This is a genomic window from Synechococcus sp. Lug-A, from assembly GCF_024345655.1.
Classification (GTDB): Bacteria; Cyanobacteriota; Cyanobacteriia; order PCC-6307; family Cyanobiaceae; genus MW101C3.
The window spans coordinates 12,801-34,803 of the sequence record NZ_JAGQBN010000011.1 but is presented as its reverse complement, the minus strand read 5'-3'; the positions used below and the strand labels follow the sequence as shown (position 1 = coordinate 34,803).

The 22,003-nt window shown below is 67.8% G+C and carries 21 protein-coding genes; 8 read left to right on the top strand and 13 right to left on the bottom strand.

All coding sequences use genetic code 11. The features are described 5' to 3' along the window. Nucleotides 1–425 precede the first annotated feature (425 nt). Complete coding sequence (locus tag KBY86_RS09530) at nucleotides 426–3,188, bottom strand: DEAD/DEAH box helicase (RefSeq protein ID WP_399221379.1); 2,763 nt, start codon at nucleotides 3,186–3,188, stop codon at nucleotides 426–428. 101 nt (nucleotides 3,189–3,289) lie between these two features. Here KBY86_RS09530 and KBY86_RS09525 point away from each other — a divergent pair, with 101 nt between their 5' ends. The 6 genes from KBY86_RS09525 (at nucleotide 3,290) to bioA (ending at nucleotide 8,214) form a co-directional block, all read left to right on the top strand. Beyond that, complete coding sequence (locus tag KBY86_RS09525) at nucleotides 3,290–4,558, top strand: aminotransferase class I/II-fold pyridoxal phosphate-dependent enzyme (protein ID WP_094510228.1); 1,269 nt, start codon at nucleotides 3,290–3,292, stop codon at nucleotides 4,556–4,558. Then, nucleotides 4,555–5,247 (top strand): alpha/beta hydrolase, encoded by a 693-nt coding sequence (locus KBY86_RS09520; protein WP_255140948.1) that lies wholly within the window; start codon nucleotides 4,555–4,557, stop codon nucleotides 5,245–5,247. Before KBY86_RS09525 ends, KBY86_RS09520 begins: the two co-directional genes overlap by 4 nt. Further along, nucleotides 5,244–6,053, top strand: a complete 810-nt coding sequence (locus KBY86_RS09515; protein WP_255140947.1) for a methyltransferase domain-containing protein — start codon at nucleotides 5,244–5,246, stop codon at nucleotides 6,051–6,053. Before KBY86_RS09520 ends, KBY86_RS09515 begins: the two co-directional genes overlap by 4 nt. A gap of 66 nt (nucleotides 6,054–6,119) precedes the next feature. Continuing rightward, nucleotides 6,120–6,764 carry a dethiobiotin synthase gene (bioD, locus tag KBY86_RS09510; protein WP_255099853.1) on the top strand — a complete coding sequence of 215 codons (645 nt, stop codon included), beginning with the start codon at nucleotides 6,120–6,122 and terminating at the stop codon, nucleotides 6,762–6,764. A gap of 9 nt (nucleotides 6,765–6,773) precedes the next feature. Continuing rightward, entirely contained in the window at nucleotides 6,774–6,929 is a 156-nt protein-coding gene (locus tag KBY86_RS09505) for a hypothetical protein (RefSeq protein WP_198948191.1), read from the top strand. A 19-nt stretch (nucleotides 6,930–6,948) separates the two neighbouring features. Next, a complete protein-coding gene (gene bioA / locus KBY86_RS09500) occupies nucleotides 6,949–8,214 on the top strand; it encodes an adenosylmethionine--8-amino-7-oxononanoate transaminase (protein WP_255140987.1) in 1,266 nt (421 codons plus the stop codon). Nucleotides 8,215–8,221: 7 nt separating this feature from the next. Here bioA and KBY86_RS09495 read toward each other — a convergent pair whose 3' ends face one another. Both KBY86_RS09495 and KBY86_RS09490 read right to left on the bottom strand, forming a co-directional pair. Beyond that, the gene (locus tag KBY86_RS09495; RefSeq protein ID WP_094510223.1) at nucleotides 8,222–8,488 is read right to left on the bottom strand and encodes a DUF3143 domain-containing protein; all 267 of its coding nucleotides are present in this window, start codon (nucleotides 8,486–8,488) and stop codon (nucleotides 8,222–8,224) included. Continuing rightward, nucleotides 8,388–8,990, bottom strand: coding sequence for a J domain-containing protein (locus tag KBY86_RS09490; RefSeq protein WP_255100052.1), 603 nt, complete (start codon nucleotides 8,988–8,990; stop codon nucleotides 8,388–8,390). Before KBY86_RS09490 ends, KBY86_RS09495 begins: the two co-directional genes overlap by 101 nt. A gap of 75 nt (nucleotides 8,991–9,065) precedes the next feature. Here KBY86_RS09490 and rsmG point away from each other — a divergent pair, with 75 nt between their 5' ends. Then, on the top strand, nucleotides 9,066–9,824 hold the full coding sequence (rsmG, locus tag KBY86_RS09485; protein WP_255099855.1) for a 16S rRNA (guanine(527)-N(7))-methyltransferase RsmG: 759 nt from the start codon (nucleotides 9,066–9,068) through the stop codon (nucleotides 9,822–9,824). On the opposite strand, the gene KBY86_RS09480 is transcribed toward rsmG, so the two are convergent. From KBY86_RS09480 to KBY86_RS09455, 6 genes are all read right to left on the bottom strand, one after another. Then, on the bottom strand, nucleotides 9,821–11,035 hold the full coding sequence (locus KBY86_RS09480) for an aldo/keto reductase (protein ID WP_255140946.1): 1,215 nt from the start codon (nucleotides 11,033–11,035) through the stop codon (nucleotides 9,821–9,823). The genes rsmG and KBY86_RS09480 overlap by 4 nt on opposite strands. A gap of 32 nt (nucleotides 11,036–11,067) precedes the next feature. After that, nucleotides 11,068–11,436: a ferredoxin gene (locus KBY86_RS09475; RefSeq protein WP_255140986.1), complete on the bottom strand. Its 369-nt coding sequence runs from the start codon at nucleotides 11,434–11,436 to the stop codon at nucleotides 11,068–11,070. A gap of 88 nt (nucleotides 11,437–11,524) precedes the next feature. Continuing rightward, entirely contained in the window at nucleotides 11,525–11,917 is a 393-nt protein-coding gene (locus KBY86_RS09470) for a DUF1257 domain-containing protein (RefSeq protein WP_255140945.1), read from the bottom strand. A 27-nt stretch (nucleotides 11,918–11,944) separates the two neighbouring features. Beyond that, nucleotides 11,945–12,157 (bottom strand): DUF2997 domain-containing protein, encoded by a 213-nt coding sequence (locus KBY86_RS09465; RefSeq protein ID WP_094510219.1) that lies wholly within the window; start codon nucleotides 12,155–12,157, stop codon nucleotides 11,945–11,947. 56 nt (nucleotides 12,158–12,213) lie between these two features. Then, nucleotides 12,214–13,029 carry a HEAT repeat domain-containing protein gene (locus KBY86_RS09460; RefSeq protein ID WP_094510218.1) on the bottom strand — a complete coding sequence of 272 codons (816 nt, stop codon included), beginning with the start codon at nucleotides 13,027–13,029 and terminating at the stop codon, nucleotides 12,214–12,216. A 20-nt stretch (nucleotides 13,030–13,049) separates the two neighbouring features. Next, nucleotides 13,050–13,175 carry a hypothetical protein gene (locus KBY86_RS09455; RefSeq protein WP_255099860.1) on the bottom strand — a complete coding sequence of 42 codons (126 nt, stop codon included), beginning with the start codon at nucleotides 13,173–13,175 and terminating at the stop codon, nucleotides 13,050–13,052. Nucleotides 13,176–13,238: 63 nt separating this feature from the next. Between KBY86_RS09455 and KBY86_RS09450 the strand changes: the two genes are divergently transcribed. Continuing rightward, nucleotides 13,239–14,525, top strand: coding sequence for an AmpG family muropeptide MFS transporter (locus KBY86_RS09450; RefSeq protein ID WP_255099862.1), 1,287 nt, complete (start codon nucleotides 13,239–13,241; stop codon nucleotides 14,523–14,525). A gap of 167 nt (nucleotides 14,526–14,692) precedes the next feature. Here the strand turns inward: KBY86_RS09450 and rlmN are convergent, their stop codons facing one another. The 4 genes from rlmN to KBY86_RS09430 all read right to left on the bottom strand — a co-directional run bounded on the left by rlmN (nucleotide 14,693) and on the right by KBY86_RS09430 (nucleotide 21,962). Continuing rightward, nucleotides 14,693–15,772, bottom strand: a complete 1,080-nt coding sequence (gene rlmN / locus KBY86_RS09445) for a 23S rRNA (adenine(2503)-C(2))-methyltransferase RlmN (RefSeq protein WP_369802961.1) — start codon at nucleotides 15,770–15,772, stop codon at nucleotides 14,693–14,695. Beyond that, a complete protein-coding gene (locus KBY86_RS09440) occupies nucleotides 15,763–15,921 on the bottom strand; it encodes a chlorophyll a/b-binding protein (protein ID WP_094510217.1) in 159 nt (52 codons plus the stop codon). The genes rlmN and KBY86_RS09440 overlap by 10 nt, the downstream gene beginning before the upstream one ends. Before the next feature lie 3 nt (nucleotides 15,922–15,924). Continuing rightward, the gene (locus KBY86_RS09435; RefSeq protein ID WP_255140944.1) at nucleotides 15,925–19,995 is read right to left on the bottom strand and encodes a DNA-directed RNA polymerase subunit beta'; all 4,071 of its coding nucleotides are present in this window, start codon (nucleotides 19,993–19,995) and stop codon (nucleotides 15,925–15,927) included. Between the two features lie 62 nt (nucleotides 19,996–20,057). Then, nucleotides 20,058–21,962, bottom strand: a complete 1,905-nt coding sequence (locus tag KBY86_RS09430; RefSeq protein ID WP_094510215.1) for a DNA-directed RNA polymerase subunit gamma — start codon at nucleotides 21,960–21,962, stop codon at nucleotides 20,058–20,060. Nucleotides 21,963–22,003: the final 41 nt, after the last annotated feature.

The following is a 22,003-nucleotide window of genomic DNA, read 5'->3' as shown; positions in this document are numbered from 1 at the left end:
CGGTGCGGCGGGATCATCCGTGTGGAGAGGTGTCATCTCTACTGGCAGAGAGGAGTCCTGTGGGTCGCTCAGATTGATGGACGTTTTCAGATACGCCACCAGATCCATCTCCGCCAGACACATCTCGCGACAGAGGCTTCGCCAAGCCATCGGCCTCAGGAAGCGTGCGCGTCTTGGCAGTAATCTGATCAGAGTTACCGTAGGCGCAGACTTCCAAGAAGCGGTCTGGAGCTATTGCCACCGATTGAACCCAGCTCTCATCTGCAATAACAAGGAGAGTTTAAACGAGTGCCTGGAATATGCAGGCTCTCCCTAAGCACGTGTGGGCGATGGTCACGAAGCTGATCCCACAGAAGTTTGTTATTGTCGTTGATCGAGATGAATGGAAGTCTTACCCACCCAGTCTACTATTCCACCCCTTTAGTTCATTCATCTGCAAGCGATGGGGGAGAGGGTGCTGCTGGAATGGTGATGGCTGGATTGGGGGCTGCAGAGGCAGTGGCGCCGGGTAGATCCTGAAGCTCACACACCGGGAAGCGGTTGATGGCATTCAATGCCTTTCGCGCCGTTGTTCTCAGTAGTTCACTGAGGGCTTCGGCGTACGGCACCTGGGCGAGCAGATCCACCGTGCGGCGCAGGATGCGCACCACATCTCCCTCGTCCAGCGAGGTGTTGGCCATCACATCGACCCAGCTGGTACCGGACGCCCAGGCATGCACGAGGCCCATCAGCTCCGGCTCCCACCAGGCCGGAACCACCACAGCCGCCTTCTCCTGCTGGCGCAACAATTCCCGCCGCAGGCCACCAAGGTCGCGCAGAGCTTCCTCCGCCAGCGGTGGCGGGTCGTAGGCACTCCAGAGATCGGGGCGGTTCACCTCGGTGCTGATCGCTTCGAACACGGCGGCCAGTTCGGCCGGACTGAGTTCGTCGAGATGGCCGCTCATCAGTGACAGCCCGAGCCAGAGCTCGTTGTCGCCGCGCAGGGCCGCAACGGTGCGGCCCACCTCCGTGGGCACCAGACCATCCGGCCCCGCCAGCGCGCCGAAGAAGCGCAGGATCTCGATCAAGGACAGGAAGGTGTCCCAGTGACGGTTGGAGCGGTGATGAAGCAGCCGCTGCCGCTCCTCGATCTCCGCGTCCAGCTCCTCCATGCGGCGCCGCTGCTTCTTGAGCTGGCGACGGTCACCCCAGGCGTGAGCAGGGTGACGCTCCAGCTCCGCTTCCAGCTGCTGCACCCGCAGGGCCTGATCGCGCACCTCACCGGCCAAGTCGTACTGGGGTGTGGTCATGTCGTGGCGGCGGGCCATCGAGCCCACCGCCAGCGCCAGACCGCCACTGTGCTGATCGCCATGACGAAGCTCGCCAACGTGGCGCAGCTCCGGGGCCGCGATCGTGGTCACCTGCAGGCAGCTGAGCTCCGCATGCAGGCTCACGACCGCATTGCAGGGCACCAGGATCCAGATGTTGTCGTCAGTGAGGCAGAGCAGCAGCGGAAACTGACCGGGCCCCATGGGTTTCTCCACGATCACCGCCGGGGTGACCCGGCCCCTGAGCTGCGGGCACTTCAGACTCACCAGCGTCCCTTCGCTGGCGAACTGCAGCGCCAATGTGAGCTCGTGGGCGAGGGTCTCCTCGGCCTGCTGCTGCAGGATCCGCAGCAGCCGGCGCTCCTCGCGCAGGTGGTCGCGTTGTTTCTCATAGGCCTCAAAGGCCTCCCAGGGGACGTCGTCGCCGAGACCCGTGAGCTGCTCCAACTGCTGGCGCAGTTCAGCGATGCGGGCCTCGTCTTCTAACAGGTCGATGTTGGCGAGATAGCGGCCGAAGCTTCGCTCAACCAGCTGCCGGGCTTTGGCCAGGTCGTAGCGCTGCAGCAGGTTGAGCACCATGCCGTAGCTGGGCGTGAACTGGCTCACCAAGGGATCCGCAGGGCTGGTGGCCAGCGCCCCCGCCTCACGCACCCCCTCGAAACGGCTCTGCACCGTGACCACATAGCCCTGCACATCGAGGCCACGGCGGCCGGCCCGGCCCGCCATCTGCAGGAATTCGCTGCCCATCAGAGGTCGATGACCCCGCTCGGTGCGCTTGGAGAGCGCAGAAATCACCGTGGTGCGCGCCGGCATGTTGATGCCCGCCGCCAGGGTTTCGGTGGCGAAGACCACCTTCACCAGACCCTGCTGGAACAATTCCTCGATCAGCTCCTTCCAGGCCGGCAGCACGCCGGCGTGATGGGCGGCGATGCCGCGCAGCAGGGCTTCGGCATGGCCCCCCTCCCGCACGGCCTCCGGGGTGACGGCCACAAAGGCGTCGAGACGACGGCGCACCACCTCCGCCTCCTGCGCGTTGAGCAGATTGCTGCGGCCCAGATCCCGCACGGCCTTGTCGCAGCCGCGGCGGCTGAAAATGAAGTAGATGGCCGGAAGCATCTCGCGCTCGGCCAGCTGGGCCACCACGAAAGGCAGCGGCGCCGGCTCCGGCTGGGGCGGCCGGGGTGTTTTGCCCTTGCGGCGATCGCCCTTGGGGGCACGCCACACCTTGCAGTTCGGGTGGAGCCCGGTGCCCTCGTCGTTGAGCAGCGGATGGAGGCCCTTGGCGCTGCAGAAGCTGAAGGCCAGCGGCACGGGCCGGTGGTCGCTCATCACAAGCGTGGTCGGACCGTGCACCCGCTCGATCCAGTCAGTGAGCTGGCCGGCGTTGGCCACCGTGGCCGACAAGGCCACCAGCTGGACCGCCGGTGGGCAGTGGATAATCGACTCCTCCCAGACCGTGCCGCGCTGGCTGTCATTCATGTAGTGGCACTCATCAAGCACCACCGCCTCCACGTCAGCGAGCGGATCGTCGCCCCGATCCACCTCCGCATAGAGCATGTTGCGGAAGATCTCCGTGGTCATCACCACGATCGCCGCTTCCCGGTTCACACTCAGATCGCCGGTCATCAGGCCGACGCGCTCCTCGCCGAACTGCTGGCGGAAATCGCGCAGCTTCTGATTGGAGAGGGCCTTGAGCGGCGTCGTGTAGAAAACGCGCTGCCCGTGGGCCAGCGCCCGATGGATGGCGTATTCGCCCACCAGGGTTTTACCGGAGCCAGTGGGGGCACTCACCACCACCGAATGCCCCTGGTTGAGGGCGTCGATCGCTTCCAGCTGGAAGGGATCGAGCGGGAACGGGAACAGCTCCTCCACCGGAGACACAGGCTTCGGCTCGTGGTGGGGCTCCGGAACAGGCACCGCGGGGGGAACCGTCGTCGCAGCGGACGGAGCGTCGGTACCGGCAGTGAGCATGCAGAGATTCTATGAGCCCCGGCGCGGCTGGGCAGACTGGTGGGCCCCGTGGCCCCCAGTGGGTGGTGAACGTGCTCCCGGCCGGTGATCCTGCCGATCCCCTCAGCTCCCTGTGGCCATCCCTCAGCCGCGTCCCCCCCGACCGGCGCCGGCGGCTGCGCAGCTTTGCCACCACGGCCGGCGGCGGGCTGAAGGCCGTGGTGGGCGCCGGTGAGGCGGCAGCGCCACTGCTGGACCTGGCCAGCAACGACTATCTGGGCTTCAGCCATCACCCCCTTCTGCAGCAGGCAGCCTGCGACGCCATCGCCAGAGACGGCACCGGCTCCGGCGCCTCTCCGCTGGTGACGGGCACCCGGCCGGTGCACACCCTGCTGGCCGAAACCCTCGCCAACTGGCTCGGGCGTGGGCAGGTGCTGCTGTTCCCCAGCGGATTTCAGGCCAATCTGGCGGCCGTGCTCGCCCTCACAGGGCGGCACGGGGTGGTGCTGGCGGACCGGCTGATCCATCACTCGCTGCTGCTGGGGGTGCAGGCCAGCGGCGCCCGCCTGCTGCGGTTCCGCCACAACGACAGCGCCGACCTTGAACGGCGGCTGATCCAGCAACGGACAGCGGAGCCTCAGCGCCAGACGCTGGTGATCACCGAGAGCCTGTTCAGCATGGAGGGCACCAGCCCGGATCTGGCGGCCATCGCCCGCATCTGCCGGCAGCAGAGGGCGCGGCTGTTGGTGGATGAAGCGCACGGGCTCGGCGTGTTGGGGCCGGGCGGACGGGGCCTGGCCCATGGCCTGGCAGGGGTGAGCCTGGTGAGCGGCACCTTCGGCAAGGCCTTCGGCAGCGGCGGCGCCTTTCTGGCGGCTGATGCCCCCCTGGCCGACTGGCTGCTGCAGAGCTCAGGCGCTTTCCGCTACTCCACGGCCCTAGCGCCCTGCCTAGCGGCGGCTGCCCTGGCGGCCCTGGAGCTGCTGCAGCAGGATCCCGGACTGGGGCAGGCCCTGCTGAACCGGGCGGAGCGCTGGCGCTGCGGCCTGGCCGCAGCCGGCTGGCAGCGACCGGAAGGGACCGGGCCGGTGCTGCCGCTGCTGGTGGGCAATGACGGGGCCGCCCTGGCGCTGCAAGCGCAGCTGGAGCGGGCCGGTCTGCTCAGCGTGGCGATCCGCCCGCCCACGGTGCCTGAGGGCACCTCCCGCTTGCGACTGGTGCTGAGCCGCAGCCTGCCCACCGGCACGCTGGCGCGGTTGCTGGCCGCCCTCGGCACGCCGGTGGCCGGTGGCGGCCGATGAGCGGGCAACTGCTGGCGATGCATGGCTGGGCCGGCGACAGCCGGGCCTGGGAGCCGTGGCGGGCAGCTGCCGAGCCACGCGGCTGGAGCTGGCACTGCGGCGAACGGGGCTACGGACCGCTGCTGCCCCGGATCCCCGCCTGGGAGAACCGATCGCCCCCCGGCAGGCGCGGTGTGCTTGTCCATTCACTCGGGCTGCACTTATTGCCTCCAGCCGTGCTGGCCTCCGCCGATGCGGTGGTGCTGCTGGCGAGCTTCGCGGCCTTCGTGCCGTCAGGGAGGGAAGGCCGCCCCCTGCGCGCTGCCCTGGCCGGCATGGAAGCGCGGCTGGCCGGCGGGCAGGCCGCGGACCTGCTGGCGGACTTCCTTCGCCAGGCGGCAGCACCCGATCCCGCCGACCTGCTGCCACCGGGCCCGGGGAGCGAGCCACTGACGGCAGCGGGCATCGAGCGCCTGCGCAGCGATCTGGACCTGCTGGGGCGGGTCGACAGGCTGCCGGCAGCGTTTCCACCCGCGGCCCGGGTGCTGCTGGTGGAAGCCGAGGATGACCGGATTGTCGCCGCCGCCAGCCGGGCCGCCCTGCGGCGGGCTCTGCCCGCGGCCACCGTCTGGCAGATCGCCGGAGCGGGCCACAGCCTGCTGCGCGCGCCCCTGATCGAGCCGGTGCTCAGCTGGCTGGAGGCGCCATGACCCTGCAGGAGCAGGTGCGCAAGGCGTTCGGCCGCCACGCCGGTACCTATGAGCAACGGGCCAGCCTGCAGCGGGCGGTGGCCTGGCGGCTGGCCCGCCACTGCCGCGAGCTGCCGTTGGTTGCCGGACCCTGCGCCGACCTCGGCGCCGGTAGCGGCCTGCTGAGCAGGGCGGTGCAGCAACTGCGGCCGTCACTTCAGCCCCTGCGCCTCGACCTCTGCGCCGAGCTGCTGCACCAAGGTGCAAGGGACGGGGGGGAATCGCTGCTGTGGGACCTCAACACCGGCCTGCCGCCCCAGCTGGAGAACGCCTCGTTGCTGGTGTCGAGCTTTGCGTTGCAGTGGCTCGAGCGCCCGCAGGATCAGCTGGAGCACTGGTGCCGCCGCCTGGCCCCGGGCGGCTGGCTGGTGCTGGCGGTGCCCACGGCCGGCAGCTTCCCCCAGTGGCTCCAGGCGGCGGCGGGGGCGCGGGGGCCCTGCAGCGCTCTGCCATTGCCCGATGCCGGCACCTTGGTGGATGGCGCCCAGCGCCACCTGACGCTCACGGCACAGCGGCGCCTGCGCTTCAGCCGCTTCGCGCCGACGGCGCTCACCTTTCTGCGGCAGATCCAGGCGCTCGGTGCCGGCAGCACGCCTGCGGCGCCACTCACACCCGGCCAGTGGCGCCGGCTGGAGGCCGCCTGGCCGGCGGAGCCCGCCCTGAGCCCAGCCGGCCGGCCGCGCAAGCTCCTGACCTGGGAGGTGCTGGTGCTGATCGGTCAGCGGCCCGCTCCCAGCCCGTGGCGCCAGGCTGGCACTGTGGCGTGATGAAGCAACCCCGGCAGGAGGCAGCAAGCTCATGCACCAGCAGCATCTGAACGAGGCAGCACGTTCATGAAGCAGCAACTGATCGTCTGCGGCACGGACACCGACGTGGGCAAGACGGTGGTCAGCGCCCTGCTGACCCTGGGGCTGGGCGCCCACTACTGGAAGCCGGTGCAGTGCGGGCTCGAGGACGGCGGCGACCGTGACCGGGTGGGCCGGATGCTGGGGCTGACCGCCGCGCAGATCGAGCAGCGATTACTGCCGGAGGCCTACCGCTTCGCCGCGCCGGTCTCGCCCCACTGGGCTGCCGAGCTGGAAGGGGAGCATCTCGAGCGGGAGCGGCTGGATCTTCCCGCCGTGGACGGACCGTTGGTGGTGGAAACGGCCGGCGGGCTGCTGGTGCCCCTGCGCCGTGACCTGATGCAGATCGATCAGATCCAGCGCTGGGGATTGCCGGTGGTGCTGGTGGCCCGCAGCGGACTGGGCACCCTCAACCACACCCTGCTGTCGGTCGAGGCGCTGCGGAGCCGGCAGATCCCCCTGCTGGGCCTCGTGCTCAACGGCCCCCCGCATGCCGACAATCCCGGCACCTTGCGCGAGCTGAGCGGTGCGCCGCTGCTGGGCTGCCTGCCGCCGCTGCCGCTGCTGGGCGCCGCCGCGCTGGCCGAGGCCTGGGAGACCAGCGGCCTCAGCAGCGCCCTCGGCGCCCCGTAACCTTGGCGCATGACCCGAAAGCACGCGCTGGTCAGCACTGTGGTGGCAGCGATCTGCACCGCCGTGCTGGTGATCTTCACCGACATCGAGATCTCGGTGGTGCGGTGGGTGAACTGCGGCCCCCTGGCCGCCGAAGGTGAGCGCGAAGCCCGCCGCTGCCGGTGAAGGCCGCCGTTCCTGCCCGATGAGCTGGCATCCCCATCTCTGGCATCCGACCACCCAGGTGGCCACGAGCGAGCCGCCGCTGCGGGCTATGCGCGGCCGGGGCGCCCTGCTGGAACTCGATGACGGCCGCCAGTTGATCGACGCGATCAGTAGCTGGTGGGTGACCCTGCACGGGCATGCCGAGCCCACGATCGCGGCAGCGGTGGCCAGCCAGGTGGCGGAGCTTGAGCAGGTGATCTTCGCCAACTTCAGCCATCCCCAGGCCGAGCAGCTGGCCACAAGCCTCAGCGCCGCCAGCGGGCTGGAGCGGCTGTTCTTCTCCGATGACGGCTCCACGGCCGTGGAGGTGGCCCTGAAGATCGCCTGGCAATGGTGGCTGAATCGTGGCGAGGACCGCCCGCAGTGGATCGCCTTTGACGGGGCCTACCACGGTGACACCTTCGGGGCGATGGCGATGGGGGAGCGGTCCCTGTTTTCGGCGCCCTTCGACCCGCTGCTCTGCCCGGTGGCGCGGGCCCCCTGGCCCTCCACCTGGTGGCACGATCCGCTGGTGGCAGAGAAGGAAGAGGCAGCGTTGCAGGCGCTCGAAAGCCTGCTGGAGCGTCCCACGGCGGCGGTGATCCTGGAGCCGCTCGTGCAGGGGGCCAGCGGCATGGCGATGGTGCGTCCCGGCTTTCTCCAGGCGGTGGAGCAGCGGGTGCGCCAGGCGGGCGCCCTGCTGATCGCCGACGAGGTGATGACCGGCTTCGGCCGCACCGGCGCGCTGTTCGCCTGCCGCAAGGCGGGGATCCGCCCCGACCTGGTGGCGCTCTCCAAAGGCCTCACCGGAGGCTTCCTGCCGATGGGGGTGACCCTGGCCAGCGAGCAGCTTTACCAGGGGTTCATCAGCGGGGACCCCACCCACACCTTCTTCCACGGCCACAGCTTCACGGCCAACCCGCTGGGCTGCGCCGCGGCCAACGCCAGCCTGGCCCTGCTGGCCGGAGCTCCGGAGCGGTATGCGGGCTTCGAAGCGCGGCACCGGCCGCATCTCGAAGCGCTCGCCGCCGATCCGCGCGTGGAGCGGCCGCGTCTGTGCGGCACCATCGCCGCCTTCGACCTCAAGGTGGCCGACCCCGGCTACCTGAACCGCAGCGGGCGGGTGCTGCAGCGCCTGGCGCTGGAGCGGGGCGTGTTCATCAGGCCCCTGGGGCAGGTGGTCTATCTGCTGCCGCCCCTGTGCCTCACTGACGACCAGCTGGCCCACTGCTACGCCGTGATCCAGGAGGGTCTGGCCGCCCTGTGAGCGCGGCTCAGGGCCCGGCCAGGATCGCTGATTCCACATCGGCGCGGGTGAGGCCATAGGGAAACAGCCGCACCGTGCTGCGCCCGTCCTGGTGCCAGGTCACGCGGATGTCCTCGACCGCGAACTCGATCAAGGCACTCCAGTGCGGCTGATGAAGATCCCAGGAGCTGCGGTCACTGCGGCTGGGGCTCGCTCCCAGCTGCCGCAGCCATTGCTCCAGGGCCGGCAACGGATGGTTGTAGAGGGGCGTCTGAAGCGGAGGCAGGGCGTTCATCCCCAGCGGTATCACCGGATGGAGGGGCAGTCTGCACGGACACGGGCAACACCAGCAGATCAACTCCCCGCCACCAGGCCAGACCGAGCCCCAGCACCAGGCTGCACACCAGGGCGGCACCGAGCAGCACCAGCGCGAACCACTCACCGCCCGAAAGCGCCCGGCGTGCGGAGAGGGCGCGCTGCCCAGCGGGAACCCCCAGGCCGGGGGCGGCGGGGGCGGCCGTGGCCTTCTGGAGCGCTGCGGCTTTCTGCAGCTGCAGCAGCCGCAGCTGCCGGTCGTAGGCGTGGCGACTGTCGGGGTCGCTGAGGGTGGTGTAGGCCGTCTGCAGGCGCTGAAACTGCTGCTCTGCTTCTGCAGCCGGCAGAGTGGTGGTGTCGGGGTGGTACAGCTTGCTCAAGGTGCGGAACGCCAGGCGCAGCTCCTGAGCCGTCGCCGTGGTCGACAGACGCAGCAACTGGTAGTGGGTCTGCCCCCCTCCTGGACGTTCGCCTGCAGCCACCAAGCCCGCACCGGGTCTGCGAGATCCTAGAGATCTCAGTCGGTTCTGCCGGCGCGGATGGTGACCTCCTAGGGAATGAACGCTCCGCTCGATCCCCTCAGCCCCCCGGACCAGGCCAGAGACCTGACCTCGATCTGGCCCGCACTCGGCTGGCAACCCGACGCGGCGCAGTTGGGCGCACTCGAAGCGCTGCAGCAGGAGCTGCGCCAGTGGAATGGCCGCCTCAACCTCACCCGGCTGGTGGAGGGCGACGACTACTGGATCGCCCAGGTGTTCGACAGCCTCTGGCCCTGGCGCTCCCTGCTCTGTAGCCCGGCGGCGCCGCTGCAGCTGGTGGACGTGGGCACCGGCGGCGGCTTCCCCGGCCTGGTGCTGGCGATCGCCCTGCCCCAGGCGCGGCTCACCCTGGTGGATTCGGTGGGCCGCAAGGCGGCGGCCGTGCAGGCGATGGCCGCCGCGCTGGATCTGGGCGAGCGGGTGGTGGTGCGGTGCGAGCGGGCGGAACTCACGGGCCACAGCCGTGATTGCCGCGGCCGCTTCGACTGGGCCCTGGCCCGCGCCGTGGCCGCGGCGCCGGTGGTGGCCGAATATCTGGTGCCGCTGCTCGGGCCCGGGGGCCAGGCGCTGCTCTACCGGGGCCAGTGGGGCGCCGAAGACCAGCAGGCCATGGAGCGGGCCGTGCTGCCCCTGAGGGCGGAGCTGCGGCGGGTGGAGCGGCAGGAGCTGCCGTCAGGCCGTGGTGTGCGCCATGCAGTGGTGGTGGCTTCCACTGGACCGTGCCCCAGGCTCTACCCCCGTCCTGTGGGCGTGCCCGCCAAGCTGCCGCTGGGCTAGGCGGCCGCCTCCCCGGCCATCAGCCGCTGGTGCGGGGTACCTCCGAGCCGACGCCGCAATCGGCGCAGCAGCTCGGGGATCTGGGCGGCCCAGGGGCTGGCCCGGAGAGCCGCCAACAACGCCGCCTCGCTCACCTCGGCATCGAGGGCATCGGCATTGGCACCGGGGAACCAGTGCCCCCCCTGCCCCAGCAGGCCGTAGCGAGCGCGGCCGAAGCTCTCGAGGTCCCAGGCTTCCAGCAGGTTGTACAGCCAGAGCAGCACCGGCACGTTGATGCCACCGGGGGTGTCGCTCCAGTCGGGCAGCCCCTCCTGCCAGCTGGCCAGCCAGGCAGCGCCGAGCGCGTCGAGCCGCGCTTGTTCCAGCCGCTCCAGCACCGGCGGCAGCAGCTGATCAGCCTCGGGGAGCCGCTGCACAGCCTCTAGGTGCAGGTCGAGGTCCTGGGGGCAGGCCGCTCCGACGCTGAGTGTGTGCACCTCGGCGTTGGCGAGGCAGAAAAGATCGTTGAACACGATCGGATGCAGTGGCGCGCACAGCTCGCACAGCCGCTCCGAGGGGCTGTGCAGGTGCCCCCCCTTGTCGGTGGGGCTGATCAGGAACACGCCCATGTCTTGGCGGCGGGCGGCCTCGATCGCCACGCTGTTCTGCTGGCGGATGAAATACCAGTGCAGGTTGATGTAATCGAAGGCATCACTTTCGATCGCCTCCAGGATCAACGGCAGCGGAGCATGGGTGGAGAAGCCGACAGAGCCGAGCCTGCCGTCGCGCTGCCAGCGGCGCACCACCTCCAGGCAGCCGCCCGGGCGCAGGGTCTGCTGCAGGTGCTCCGGCAGGTTGACGCCATGGATGGCCAGCAGATCGAGCCGCTCCACCTGGAGCCGCGCACAGCTGAGTTCCAGCTCGGCCTCGAAGGCGGCGGGATCCTCGTGCGGCGGCACCTTGGTCTGGAGGATGCGCTGCGGATCCGGCGTGGGCCCCAACAGCCAGCCCAGCTGCCGTTCAGAGGTGCCGTAGTGGCGCGCCGTTTCGATGTGATGCAGACCATGGGCGCGGGCCCGCTCCAGGGTGGCCGCCACATTCGCCTGGCTGGCCGGGGTGATCTGGTCGCCGGGAAGGTCGCTCCAGCTCTGCTGGTAGCGCATGCCGCCGAGGGAAAGCACCGGCATGGGCAGACCGGTGCGGCCGAAACGGCGCGTGGGGATGGGCGGCATCACCGGTGCTGCTGCGGGACGGGTGGGGAGATTCAGGGCCGCGGCAGGGTGCGCTTGACCCGTGCCGCGCAGGGCAGGCCCAGAGGGTGAAGCTCCTGCTGGCGCAGTTGCTCCTCCAGCGCCGGGATCTCCTCGTAGGCCACCCAGTGAATGCAGTCGACCGGGCAGGTATCGATCGCTTCTTGAATCGTCTCGGTGCTATCACCGTCCTGACGGATCGCACGTGAGCGTCCCCACAGGGGCTCCACCAGAAAGGTGTTGCCGGCCACGTGGGCGCAGTAACGGCAGCCGATGCAAACGGCCTCGTCGACCCAGACGGCCCGCTGACGCAGACGCCCGCCCAGCAGCGGTTCACGCCCGGTGGGCACAGGGCGTGCCGTGGCCGCGGCCGTGAAAGCCAGCGAAGGATCAGCAGCTGCAGCAGCGCCCGGGACTGCAGCAGAGCCGGTGGCTGCCGTGGCGGACTCGGGCCGGTCAGGCGGCACGGACTCAGGCGTCCCAGCGGGACACGACCAACTCGATGCTGCCGTCGACGGCCTGGATCTGCTCCGTGACCTGGAAGCCTTCCGCTGCCGAAGCGGCAAGAATGGAACGGAGGGCGTAGCGCTGGGTGACCTGGGCCAGGAAGCGCTCCACAGGCACGGGCTGCTTCCACAGATCGAGGTCGGTCACCAGCTCGTAGCTGTTGCTGGTGGCATTCCAGCGGAAGCCGATGTCGCCGCCACCGCTTTGCGCCACGCAAAGGTCGGCGAGGACGGTCTGGCCGCGATAGCCGCGCACCGGACGCTCGCTCGGATCGGGCTCATGGCCGAGATCACGCAGGGCGCCGAGAAGGGCCTCACGGTCGCGGAGCTCGGTCTTGACGGTGCTGAAGTGCGACATCGAAACAGGGGGCGAACGGTGAAGGGTTCAGGCGGAACGCTGCTCGACCGGCAAAGCCGCCGAGGAGGTCTGGATCTGGCTCTGGAAGGCTTCCGCCGTGCTGCTGCGTTGCTGAACGCTGCCGAGGCTGGATTCGATCCGCTCGGTCAGCTGCTGGCAGCCCTCACCACGAAATCCCTGGACCAGCTCCTCGACGGTGCCGTCGGGCCGGATGCGAAATCGGATGGTGTGCTGAGCCATCCTGCGGCAGAAAGCGTGGCCGGATGCTAGCCGGATCGATCAAACCGTGCGGCGCTTCAGTTCAGCAGGCCCTCATCGACCAGTGTCTGCAACCGTTCCAGCACGGAGGGATCCTCCAGTTGCTCCAGGGCCACGCGGGCCTCGTCGCGCACGGTGGCGTCGTTGTCGTTCAGCAACACGTCCACAAGCACACCCACCAGCTCCGACTGGCGCGGGGGGACGAGATGGTCGTACAGGCGGCCGAGTGACCAGGCGCTGTTGCTGCGCACCACCGGCTCGCTGTCGATCCGCAGGCTCAGCAGCAGCTGGGCAGCCGCCTGATCCGCCTTGGCCGCTCCTGTGCTGCCGGCATCCGCCAGCGACCCGGCTGCCCACAGACGCACGGCGGCGATGTCGAGCTGAAGCGCCCGGATCAAGGGGTTGAGCACCGGCGCTTCCGGGTAATTGCCCAGGCTCCAGGCCACCGCCTTGCGCACGTAGCCGTTGGCATCGTCCTGAAGGAGGGCCAGCAAGGGCTCCACCGCCCGCGGATCGGGGTTGCGCCCGAGGGCGTACACCGCGCTCATCCGCAGGATCGGGCAGGTGGAAGCGAGCAACGGCAGCAGCCGTGGCACGGCGCGGGGATCGCGGTGTTCGCAGAAGATGCGCAGCCCCTGCATGCACTGGTCGTGGCTGCCGGCCAACAACTCCAGGCCCAGATCGCACTCAGCGGCGATGTCGCCCTGGCCAGGCTCGAGCGTGTCGATGGCATCAAGCGGATCGAGAGCCAGTTCCTGAGCCAGCTCGCCGGCCAGCAGCTCCGGATCGAACGCCAGTTCCGCCGGGCTCCTTGAGAACGGCGGCACGGATTCGCTGCTGGCTTCGTCTTCCATGGGCACCAGACTGCCCCTCCTCATCCAATCGGCGCAGGCGCTGCCATGTCGCCGGGAAGCCAGATCCTCGCACTCACGGCGAACAGGGCCAGGCCGAAGAGCAGCACGATTCCGGCCGGCAGCAGGGTGGAGCGAAAGAACGACACGGAAAGTCCTGGTGGTGTTGGCATTCTGAAGGCATAGGGTTCGCCCAGTCGTGAACGGGACCCTTGCCGCCTGTTTCCAGCCCTGCCCCCACCGTTCCGTCCTGGCGCCGGCTTGTGGCCGTGGCGGCCGCCGGTGTGGCCAGCGGTGCTCCCTACATGGTGGGCAGCCGCCTGCTGCAGGGCTGGCTGAGCGCCAGCCAGGTTCCCCTGGGGTTGATCGGCCTGATTCCCCTGGCCGAATTGCCCTACACCTTGAAGCTGTTCTGGGCGCCGCTGCTGGATCGCTGGCCGATCCCCTGGCCCGACCGGCGCCGGGGCTGGTTGGTGCTGCTGCAGCTGGTGCTGGTGGTGGTCACCGCCGCGATGGCGCTGCTGCGGCCGAGCACCGACGCCACCAGCCTCGCCGCCATCGGCGTGATGGCGCTGGTGCTGGCGATCTGCAGCGCCACCCAGGACATCGCCGTGGATGCTTACCGGACCGACCTGCTGTCGGAACTGGAGCGGGGGCCCGGTGCGGCCGCCGCCTCGCTGGGCTACCGGGCGGCGATGCTGGCAGTGGGGGCAGGGGGATTCCTGCTGGCCGGGCGCTTCGGCTGGCCGGCGGCCTTTCTCGGCTCGGCGGTGCTGATCGCCGCCATGCTGCCGTTCACCCTGACGGCACCGCGGCTGCCCGCCATCGACCATCCGGTCACCAGCCTGCGCCAGGCGGTGCTGGGCCCAGCCCGGGAATTCCTGCGGCGCAGCGGCCCGAACCGCTCCTGGCAACTGCTGCTGCTGGTGCTGCTCTACCGCTGGCCGGATGGCCTGCTGAGCGCCATGGCGATCCCGTTCCTGACCAGCCAGGGCTTCAGCCCCGCCGACATCGGCCTGGTGCAAGGCGGCTGGGCGGTGGCCGCCACGATGGCGGGCACGGTGCTGGGGGGCGTGCTGTTCAGCCGGCTGGGCATGAACCGCTCCCTGTGGCTGTTCGCCGTCGCCGGGGCGCTCGGCAATCTCAGCTACTGGGCACTCGCCCAGTTCGGAGGCGGGCTGGCAGGGCTGATCACGGTGGTGAGCCTGGAGAATCTCTCCGGCGGGATGGTGGGCGCGGTGTTCGTGGCCCTGCTGATGAGCCTCTGCAACCCGCGCTTCTCCGCCACCCAGTACGCCCTGTTCTCCGGCGTCTACGCCATGAGCCGCTCGGTGCTGGCGGCACCCGCCGGGCTCGTGGCCGAGCGGGCGGGATGGGGACCGTTCTTCCTGTTCACCGTGGCGGCAGCGCTGCCGGCCTTCCTGCTGATGCTTCAGCTCACGCCCTGGAGCGAAGCGGAAGCCCGCGGGGCGTTCGATCCCTCCCGCGATGCCACCTGACGGGTGACCCACGGTCGTTGTTGGCTGGTGGGTGAGAGCGGCCCTGATCCAGCGGCTTCAGCGTGCCTGGGTGAGGCCGTCTGCAAAAGACGCGCTGGCATGCCGTACAACGGCGGCGCGCCTGTCTCATCCGCGCGCCACAGCGGAGTGGCCTCAGGGGAAAGGCCTCAGCCGGTCGGTGCCAACCGTCGCCGCAGTTGGCCGCAGGCGGCGTCCTGATCCAACCCCCGACTGGCCCTGACGCTCACGGCCACATGGCGGTCCTGGAGGGCACGCCGGAAGGCCTCGACCCGCTCCAGGCTGGGGCGTTGGAACTCCTCTTCCTCAATCGGGTTGTAAGGGATCAGATTCACGTGGCTCTGGAAACCGCGCAGCAGCTGGGCCAGGGCCACCGCCTGACGCGGGTGGTCGTTGAGCCCGCCCAGGAGGATGTACTCGAAGCTCACACGCCGACCGGTCAGAGCCACGTAGCGGCGGCAATCGTCCAACAGCCGTTCGAGTGGGTAGGCGCGGGCCGTGGGAATCAGCTGCTCCCGCAGCGACTGATCAGGCGCATGCAGGCTTACCGCCAGGGTGAACTGGGCGCGGCCGAGCCGTTCGAGGGCCCGCTCGGCCAGCTGCGGCAAGGTCTGGGCGACCCCAACGGTGCTCAGGGTGATCTGGCGCTGGGCCATGCCGAGATCAGTGCACAGGCAGTCGATCGCGCCGAGCACGGCCTCGATGTTGAGCAGCGGCTCACCCATGCCCATGAACACCACATGGCTGGGGCGCTCCCCCATCACCTCGCGCACCGTGAGCACCTGATCAACGATTTCATGCACCGCCAGGGAGCGATCAAGGCCGGCCTTGCCGGTGGCGCAGAAGCGGCAGGCCATCGGGCAGCCCACCTGGCTGGAGACGCAGACCGTGAGCCGGTCCCGGCTGGGGATGCCGACGGTTTCGAGGCTCAGCCCATCGGCGGTGGCCAACAACAGTTTGGTGGTGCCGTCGCTGGCCACGCTGCGAATCAATTCGCGCGAACGGCCGATCGGATCGGCCTGCTCGACGTCGGGATTGCCGCCGAGCCGCTCACGCCAGAGCTTCGGCAGCACGGTGACATCGGCAAAGCGCCGGGCGCCCTTCGCGTAGATCCACTCGTGAAGTTGGCGGCCGCGGAAGGCGGGCTGGCCCTGGGCCACCGCCCAGGCTTCCAGGGCCTCAAGTTTGAGGCCCAGCAAGGGAACTGTGGGAGGAGCCGTCAGGGCCACACCAGCAGGCCATGACCCAGCTTCCACTCCACGGCCAGCAGGGCGATGAAGCCAAGCATGGCGAGGCGGCCGTTCAACAGCTCGGTGTGGTGGTGGAAGCCGAAGCGCGGCAGGCGGCGCTGCGGGACGATCGGGGGTTGGAGAACCATGGATCAGTCGTCGCTCAGGAGACCTTCTTCCAGCAATCCTTCCACGGCGGCTGGATCAGGAATCAGCTCCTCTTCCAGACCTTCCTCGACACTGGGCCGGGCGAAGGCGGCAAAGGTGCTGGCCGTGGCTTCGATGCCCCGCTTGCTGCGCACCGCATCGAGCTCGTCCTCGGAGGGGTCATCGAGCACCGCGGGGGCGGCGACAGCCGTGGCTGCCGGCATCTCCACGGTGTAATCGGGACGCAGGTTGGCCACGCGGCGGTAACCGCCGGACTCCTCATCAAGGATGTCGGGATGGGGGCCGGCTTCGCTGCGCAGCTCTTCCTCGAAACCACCGAAGCCAGTACCGGCGGGGATGAGCCGACCAATGATGACGTTCTCCTTGAGCCCGCGCAGCCAGTCGCTCTTGCCTTCGATCGCTGCTTCGGTCAGCACCCTGGTGGTTTCCTGGAAGCTGGCGGCAGAGATGAAGCTGTCGGTGTTGAGCGACGCCTTGGTGATACCCAGCAGCACTGGTGTGAACTCCGCGGGAGCGCCACCGGTGATCGCCATCGCCTGGTTCACCTGCTCCACCTGGCGCAGTTCGATCAGTTCGCCTGGCAGCAGGGTGGTGTCACCGGCATCTTCGATGCGCACCTTGCTGGTCATCTGACGGACGATGACTTCGATGTGCTTGTCGTCGATGGTGACGCCCTGGGATTTGTACACGTTCTGCACTTCCTGCACCATGCGGAACTGAAGCTTGGAGATGGCTTCCTGAGCCGCTTCCATCGAAGGCTTGCGGGAACGCAGATCCTCGAAGTAGCACTCGAGCAGTTCGTGTGGGTTGATCGGGCCGTCGGTGAGCATCTCACCGGCACTCACCTGCTGCGCGTCGTTGACCATGGCATTGCGGCCATGGGAGAGCTGGTAGTCGGTCTGGGCGTCGTCAGATTCGATCACCGTCACCGTCACAGTGTCGTCGTCTTCGCCCTGCTTGATCTGCACCGTGCCCGACCTGCGCGAGAGCACCGCTGATTCACGTGGACGGCGGGCTTCGAGCAGTTCTTCGATGCGGGGCAGACCCTGAACGATGTCACCCGTTTTCTGGCGCTCAAACACCAGCAGCGCCAGAGCATCACCGCGCTGCACCAGTTCACCGTCGCGGACGTGCAGGACCGAATCGGGGGACACCATGTAGGGGCGGCCGAGACGGATCGTGATCGTGCTGCCGCTGATCGCCTCCACCTGGCCGCAGCAGTCGGCGCGGATGCCTTCGGCGAGAAGCTCACCATCGACGAGGCGCTGACCGACCGTGACTGCGATGGCGGCCGAGCCGCAGTCGACGTCTTTGGTGTCGTGAGCACGCTCGACGATCAGACGGCGGACGGGCTCCCCATCCACCGGGTCAGGCAGCTGAACCAGGCCGTTCTCCTTGCAGAGGATCTGGGTGGTGGCGACCACGTCGCCGCTCTTGACGGCCATGCCGTCCTCCACCTGGAGCTTGGTGTGGGTGGAGCCGTGGCTGGCGTCGGAGAGGGTGTCGCGGCGCACGAGCAGGGTTTCGAGAATCACCAGCTGCAGGCGTTCGATCGTCTTGGCACGTTTGTCGGGCACCACTTCCACATCCACCGTCATCTGGGGGGTGGTGTCGAAGGTTTCAAGAATCAGCTGGGTGCGCAGCAGTTCCACGCCCTCCACCGACTTGATCACCTCACCGTCTTTGTAGGTGAGACGCTGGGTGGCTTTGAGACCGAGCGACGGTCCGCCGTTCTGCTTGATCGTGCCCAGTTCAGGCAGGTGGGCCTGATCGGGAATGGTGTATTCCTCCACCGGACGCAGCAGCAGCGCTCCTCCTTCGGGAGTATCCACTGCCTCGACATACACCATCGCCTCGGTGACAAGGCCCGGAGCGATTTCCTCCCCAGGATTGTGCAGCTTGCCTTCATCGGCGTAGCGGCCCAGCACCTTGCTGTCCGAGACGAGGTGGAGAGTGCCGGAGCGAACGATGATCTCGCGAAGGATGTCGTTCTTCTGGGTGACGGTGACGATGCCAGCGATCTGGCTGAAGATGTCCTTGACGACTTCAGTGCCGGCTTCAATCCACTGGCCGTCCTCAATCATCAACAGGGAGATGTCCTTGTTGATCTCATGGGTTTCGGTGGGAATCCACAGCAGGGTGCCGCCTTTGGACACCTCGTAGCCGTTCTTGGCCGACCGGGCCTTTTTGATCGAGAGGCCGGGGGCGTACTTCACCATGCCGCCCGTCTGGGTGCGGAAGCGGTCATCGGCCAGCTCGGCAATCACTTCGCCGGTGCCGATCTTGCTGCCAGGGTGGGTGCGCACCACGTAGCGGGAATTGTCCTTGCCTTCCAGGTGCCAGGTTTCCCCCGAATGGGTGGATTCATGCACCAGCTTGCAATCCTTGAGGGTGAGGCTGGCTGTGACGATCTGCACTTCACGCGAATCGCCCGCCGATTCCCGCAGGCGCACAGCGCCACCGTGCTCACTGACGAGCCGGCTCTCGGCGAGCACATCGCCGGTGGTCACGGGCTTGTTGCCGGCCACCACGGGCTGGGCATTGGGAGGAAGGTTGTACACATCGCCGGCCAGCACCCACATCCGGCCCAGGCGCTGAGCCTTGAGGGTGATGTTTCCCTGGCGGTCGGTGACTTCCCGAGGTTGAATCACATCCTCATAGCGCACCTGCCCGGCCAAGTCACAGATCACGTCTTTGGTTCCCTTCTCCACGCTCTTCTTGACGGACGTGCCGGCCGAGATCTGGGCCAGGACCGTGTCGGCCGGGATCGATTGGCCGTTGGAGACGAACAGGATGGAGCCGCCAGTGACATCCACCTTCTGCACCTTGCCCTTGGCGCTCGGAATCACCGAAAGGGTGAAATCGGTTTCGGCGATCTGAGCCTCCACGCCATGGGGCGTGCGGTGCTGACGCACCCGGGCCTTGGGGCCGAATTCCGCCACCCCTTCCAGCAGCGAGCGCACCACGCCGGTTTCGGCCGTGGACACACCACCGGTGTGGAAGGTGCGCATGGTGAGCTGGGTGCCGGGCTCACCGATCGACTGAGCAGCGATGATGCCGACGGCTTCACCCAGGTCCACCAGCTGGTTGTGGGCCAGAGCCCAGCCGTAGCACTTGCGGCAAACCGAACGGGCGGCCTCACAGGTGAGCGGAGAGCGCACCAGCACGGTGCGCACACCGGCGGCTTCGATCAGCGCCGTGATCGGCTTATCGATTTCGCCATCACGCTCGACCAGCACCTCGCCGGAGGAAGCCACCACAGGCTCCGCAGCCAGGCGGCCGACCAGCTTGGCCTGGAAACGGCCTTTTTCATCGGCCTGAATGGGGATGCCACGGGTGGTGCCGCAGTCGTCTTCCCGCACGATCACGTCCTGGGCCGCGTCCACCAGACGGCGGGTGAGGTAGCCGGAGTCGGCGGTACGCAGAGCCGTGTCCACCAGACCCTTGCGGGCGCCGTAGGACGAGATCACGTACTCGGTGACCGTGAGCCCTTCGCGGAAGTTGGTGCGGATCGGCAGGTCGATGATCTCCCCCTGAGGGTTGGCCATCAGGCCGCGCATGCCCACCAACTGCCGCACCTGGGACATGTTGCCCCGGGCGCCGGAGTTGGCCATCATCCAGACGGAGTTGAGCGGGTCGTTGTCGTTGAAGTTCTTCTTGACTTCCTCGACCAGACGCTCGTTGGTTTCAGTCCAGGTGTCGATCACCTTGGTATGGCGCTCCACCTCAGTGATTTCGCCGAGCCGATAGCGCTCTTCGGTATCGGTGATCTGCTGCTCGGCTTCCTCGAGGAGGCGCACCTTCTGCACCGGAATCCGCAGATCTTCCACCGAGATTGAAACGGCCGCCTGGGTGGCGTAGTGGAAGCCAAGGTCCTTCAGCTCATCCGCCATCGAGGCGGTGGCCGCTGTGCCGTGGTGCTTATAGGCCCACGCCACCAGGTTGCGCAACGCCTTCTTGTTGATCTCCTTGTTGATGAAGCGGGGGGCTTCTTTGGTCAGGGGAGCGTTGCGGCGACCCTGATCGGACGTGGAGGTGGAAGGTGTGCTGGTCATGGGGGGGGCGCGGAGGAAGGCGGGTGGAGGAGGGCAGAAACAACTCGGGCGGAACTGAGCCTTCAGACGGCGGCCACCGCATCGATGATGGTGACGTTCATCACGACGCGGCCGACAGTGGTGAGCAGGTAGCGGCTGATGAGAGCACCGTCTTCATCGAAGCGGTCGCGGCGGTATTTCCATTGCTCAATGCGGGTGCCATCGCTGAGCGTTTCCTGCTTGAGGGGAACATCACTTTCGTCCTCGTCGTCGATCTCACCGGAGAAGCGAACCCACACCCAGTTGTGCAGGGCGAGGTGCTTCTCATCGAAGGCATTGAGCACATCGGCCAGGCCAGCGAAGGTACGGCTCCTGTCACCGAAGGCCGGCTTCGCCTCATTGCGATCGAGAGCCGTGAGGTAGTAGATGCCCAGCACCATGTCCTGGGAGGGGGTGATGATCGGCTCGCCGGTGGCCGGCGAAAGAATGTTGTTGCTGGCCAGCATCAACATGCGAGCCTCCGTCTGAGCTTCGATCGCCAGTGGCACGTGCACGGCCATCTGGTCACCGTCGAAGTCGGCGTTGAACGCAGGGCACACCAGCGGGTGCAGCTGGATGGCGCGACCATCCACCAGCTTGGGCTCGAACGCCTGAATGCCGAGACGGTGCAGCGTGGGGGCCCGGTTCAGCAGGATCGGGTGACCTTCAATCACCTCCTGAAGCACCTGCATCACTTCGTCGTCGGCGCGCTGAATCAGCTTCTTGGCCGCCTTGATGTTATTGACGATGTTCTGACGGATCAGCCGGTGGATCACGAATGGCTGGAACAGCTCGATCGCCATCTCCTTGGGCAGACCGCACTGATGCATCTTCAGCTTGGGGCCCACCACGATCACGGACCGGCCGGAATAGTCGACCCGTTTGCCCAGCAGGTTCTGGCGGAAGCGCCCCTGTTTGCCCTCAATGATGTCGCTGAGGGACTTGAGCGGCCTGTTGTTGGCGCCCACCACGGTGCGGCCCCTGCGGCCGTTATCGATCAGGGCATCGACAGCCTCCTGCAGCATCCGCTTTTCGTTGCGGACGATGATCTCGGGAGCCAGGATCTCCTGCAGCCGCGCCAGGCGGTTGTTGCGGTTGATGACCCGGCGGTAGAGATCGTTGAGGTCGGAGGTGGCGAAACGGCCACCGTCGAGCTGCACCATCGGGCGCAGATCCGGCGGAATCACGGGGATGGCATCAAGCACCATCCACTCCGGCCGGGCATTGGTGGCGATGAAGTTGTCGATCACCCGCAGGCGCTTGATCAGCTTGGCCCGCTTCTGACCCTTGCTGCCGGCGATGTCTTCGCGGAGCTGTTCAGCGATCTCGGTGAGGTTGAGATCGACAAGCAGCTGCTTGAGAGCTTCCGCACCGATGCCCACGATGGGCTCGTTCTCGATCTCCGAGTCCTCGGCGTAGATCTGATCCTCGATCTCCAGCCACTCATCTTCCGTGAGCAGTTGCTTGTAGGTGAGGTCCTTGTGGTCGCCCTTTTCGAGCACCACGTAGCAGTTGAAATAAACGATCTGCTCCACATCCCGCAGGGGCATGTCCAGCAGGATCGCCACGTAGCTGGGGATCCCCTTCAGATACCAAACGTGCGACACCGGAGCCGCCAGCTTGATGAAGCCCATGCGGTGACGACGCACCCGGCTCTCGGTGACCTCCACCCCGCAGCGCTCACAGACGATGCCGCGGTGGCGCACCCGCTTGTACTTGCCGCAATGGCACTCCCAATCCTTGGAAGGGCCGAAGATCTTTTCGCAGAACAGCCCGTCCATCTCGGGCTTGAGCGTGCGGTAGTTGATCGTCTCAGGCTTGGTGACTTCACCGACCACCTGACCGTTCGGCAGGGTGCGTTGCCCCCACTGCATGATCCGCTCGGGGGAAGCGAGCGTGATCTTGACGTAGTCGAAGTGGTTTTCGGTGCGGAGGTTGCTGTTGGTCATGGCCGGGGTGTCGCGCGGACGTCAAGGAGTACGGAACGGAT

Coding starts and splice junctions, on each gene's coding strand:
- KBY86_RS09440 (WP_094510217.1), bottom strand. CDS start 15,921: ATGGTTCTCCAACCCCCGATCGTCCCGCAGCGCCGCCTGCCGCGCTTC.
- bioA (WP_255140987.1), top strand. CDS start 6,949: ATGAGCTGGCATCCCCATCTCTGGCATCCGACCACCCAGGTGGCCACG.
- KBY86_RS09505 (WP_198948191.1), top strand. CDS start 6,774: ATGACCCGAAAGCACGCGCTGGTCAGCACTGTGGTGGCAGCGATCTGC.
- KBY86_RS09430 (WP_094510215.1), bottom strand. CDS start 21,962: ATGACCAACAGCAACCTCCGCACCGAAAACCACTTCGACTACGTCAAG.
- KBY86_RS09495 (WP_094510223.1), bottom strand. CDS start 8,488: ATGAACGCCCTGCCTCCGCTTCAGACGCCCCTCTACAACCATCCGTTG.
- KBY86_RS09435 (WP_255140944.1), bottom strand. CDS start 19,995: ATGACCAGCACACCTTCCACCTCCACGTCCGATCAGGGTCGCCGCAAC.
- KBY86_RS09460 (WP_094510218.1), bottom strand. CDS start 13,029: ATGGAAGACGAAGCCAGCAGCGAATCCGTGCCGCCGTTCTCAAGGAGC.
- KBY86_RS09520 (WP_255140948.1), top strand. CDS start 4,555: ATGAGCGGGCAACTGCTGGCGATGCATGGCTGGGCCGGCGACAGCCGG.
- KBY86_RS09525 (WP_094510228.1), top strand. CDS start 3,290: ATGAGCCCCGGCGCGGCTGGGCAGACTGGTGGGCCCCGTGGCCCCCAG.
- KBY86_RS09470 (WP_255140945.1), bottom strand. CDS start 11,917: ATGTCGCACTTCAGCACCGTCAAGACCGAGCTCCGCGACCGTGAGGCC.
- KBY86_RS09515 (WP_255140947.1), top strand. CDS start 5,244: ATGACCCTGCAGGAGCAGGTGCGCAAGGCGTTCGGCCGCCACGCCGGT.
- bioD (WP_255099853.1), top strand. CDS start 6,120: ATGAAGCAGCAACTGATCGTCTGCGGCACGGACACCGACGTGGGCAAG.
- rsmG (WP_255099855.1), top strand. CDS start 9,066: ATGAACGCTCCGCTCGATCCCCTCAGCCCCCCGGACCAGGCCAGAGAC.
- KBY86_RS09465 (WP_094510219.1), bottom strand. CDS start 12,157: ATGGCTCAGCACACCATCCGATTTCGCATCCGGCCCGACGGCACCGTC.
- KBY86_RS09480 (WP_255140946.1), bottom strand. CDS start 11,035: ATGCCGCCCATCCCCACGCGCCGTTTCGGCCGCACCGGTCTGCCCATG.